This is a genomic window from Hydrogenivirga sp., from assembly GCF_056450045.1.
In genome coordinates, this window is record NZ_JBWONM010000081.1 from 1 (window position 1) to 2,331 (window position 2,331).

The window sequence follows — 2,331 nt, forward strand, 5'->3', positions numbered from 1 at the left end:
CTACGAGGTTGACCTTGACCTCAGACCCTTCGGCAAAACTGGACCTATAAGCATGTCCTTGAGGAGCGCAGAGCTCTACTACGAATCCTACGGGAGGGTGTGGGAGAGGTTTGCCCTGCTCAGAGCCAGACCGGTGGCTGGTGATGAGGAGCTGGGTGAGAGGTTCATGAAGGAGGTTGTAAGACCCTTCGTCTATGCCTCCGCGGATTACAAGCTCGTGGAGGAGATAAGACACATGAAGCGGAGGGTTGAGGCGGAGGCGGGAAAGAGTTTTTTAAAGGGATACAACGTGAAGACGGGAGAGGGAGGCATAAGGGAGATAGAGTTTACCGTTCAGTCCCTCGTCATACTCTTAGGAAACAAAAGCTCTTTCATAAGGGAGAGAAACACCTTCAGAGCTATATGGAAGCTGAGGCAGAAGGGTGTTTTCTCCGACGAAGAGGCTCTCTTCTTGGAGAGAGCTTACTCTTTCCTGAGGGAGCTTGAACACAGGATTCAGCTGAGGCGCTGTCTTCAAACCCAGGTTCTCTTGGAGTCTGACATACCTTTTATAGCAAAAGCCCTCGGCTTTGATTCGGCGCAGGAGCTCAAGAGGGAGCTTGAAGAGACCAAGGCTGGTGTGAGGGATATCTTTGATAGCCTGATACCCGAGAAGAGGGAGGGAGAGCTTGAGCCTATCCAGATAGCCCTAATAACTGAAGACCTTGACTACGGAACCCATATACTTAAAGAGCTTGGCTTCCAGAACCCGAAGCAGTCCTTCTCACTGCTCCTTAGCTACCTCTACGGAAAGGAGGGACTCACCCTCTCCGATAAGGAAAGGGAAAGGTTCATAGCCCTCCTCCCGCGGATAGTCAGGCTCTGTGCCTCCTCTCCCTCTCCCGACGAGACCCTGAAGAACTTTGATAAGTTCTTCACAAACCCAACGGGGAAGAAGGTTCTCCTGAGCCCTCACAAGGAGGACTTCCTCACAGGACTCTTCAGCGTCTTCTCTCTCTCCCCAATGCTCTCATCACTGATAAGCAAGAACCCTGACCTCCTGGAGGACGTCCTCACCCTCTACAGAGAGTATCCGAGAAGAGAGCTCCTTGAGGAGGAGTTCACAAGGTGTGAAGAGAATCTGAGCCTGAGCGAGGAGAACCTCTTCAGGAGGTTCAAGAAGGTTTGGGAGATAAGGATAGGTCTCGTTTACCTCATGGGAGAGAGGAGCTACGAAAACCTGAAGAGGCTCTTTGAATCCCTGAGCCTCCTCGCCGACTTTCTTCTGGGAAAGCTGTGGGAAAGGTTCTCCCTGAGCTCAGAGAAAGCTCTGCTCTACTCCCTGGGAAAGCTCGGAAGCAAGGAGCTTAACTTCGGTTCAGACCTTGACCTTGTTTTCTGCACAGGGGAGGTAGAGAAAAAAGAAGAGCTTACCCGCAAGGTGCAGAGGCTCGTGAGGTTCATAACAGCCCACACCTCCGAAGGCTATCTTTACGATGTGGACTTTCGCCTCCGACCCATGGGAAGCAAGGGAGAGCTCGTTCCTAGCCTTGAGTTTTACAGGGAGTACTTCAGGAAGGAGGCGAGAACCTGGGAGAGGCTCGCCTGGACGAGGTCAAGGTTCATAGCGGGTGATGAGGAGCTCAGCGCTGAGCTTGAGAAAGAGATAGAAGAGTTCCTCTTTGGAAAGCCCTGGGGTGAGAGGGAGAGGAGAGAGGTTTACGAGATGAGGATGAAGCTCCAGGAGCAGGCTAAGAGGGGTAAGGGGGTGGTGGACCTCAAGCTCGGTCCCGGCGGAATTGTGGATGGGGAGTTCCTCATCCAGTACCTCCTGATAAAGGAAAGGATAAGGGAGAGCTCAATGATAAGAGGCTTTGAAGTGCTTATGAAGAATCACAGCGCCCTGAGGGAAGCCTACGAGCCTTTCATGTTCCTGAGGCTGGTGGAGACCCACCTGAGGTTGATGAAGGAGAGGGGTAGCTCAGTTCTCGGTCCCTCAGACCTGCCGAAGGTAGCCATGTTCTTGGAGATGGAAGAGGAGAGCTTCAGGGAGGAGCTCAAAAAGAACATGAGAACGCTGAGGGAGGTCTTCCTTGAGTTTTTAGGCTAAGGACCTCAGGAGGAGCCACCCGTTTATAAGGAGAAGGGGAAGGAGCCTCCAGTAGCCCCTCAAGAGGTAAAGAAGGGAGAGACCCAAGAGGCTGAGAAGGGAAGCTTCGTAAAGACCCACCTTCGGATAGAGATGGGGAGACAGCCCGCTTGAAAGGGAGACAGCCCCTTCAAAGAGCCTTCCCCACAGGTTGAAAAGATCCACGAAGGGAGGAAAGCTCATCGCAGTTAAGAGCGATAGGA

2 protein-coding genes are annotated in these 2,331 nt (G+C 52.6%); one reads left to right on the plus strand and one right to left on the minus strand.

What is annotated here, in order from left to right:
* The coding region (locus AC1HCM_RS03430; RefSeq protein ID WP_479460379.1) for a [protein-PII] uridylyltransferase family protein at positions 1-2,089 on the plus strand (2,089 nt) is incomplete at its 5' end.
* Here the strand turns inward: AC1HCM_RS03430 and AC1HCM_RS03435 are convergent.
* The coding region (locus AC1HCM_RS03435) for a hypothetical protein (RefSeq protein WP_479460380.1) at positions 2,081-2,331 on the minus strand (251 nt) is incomplete at its 5' end. The genes AC1HCM_RS03430 and AC1HCM_RS03435 overlap by 9 nt on opposite strands.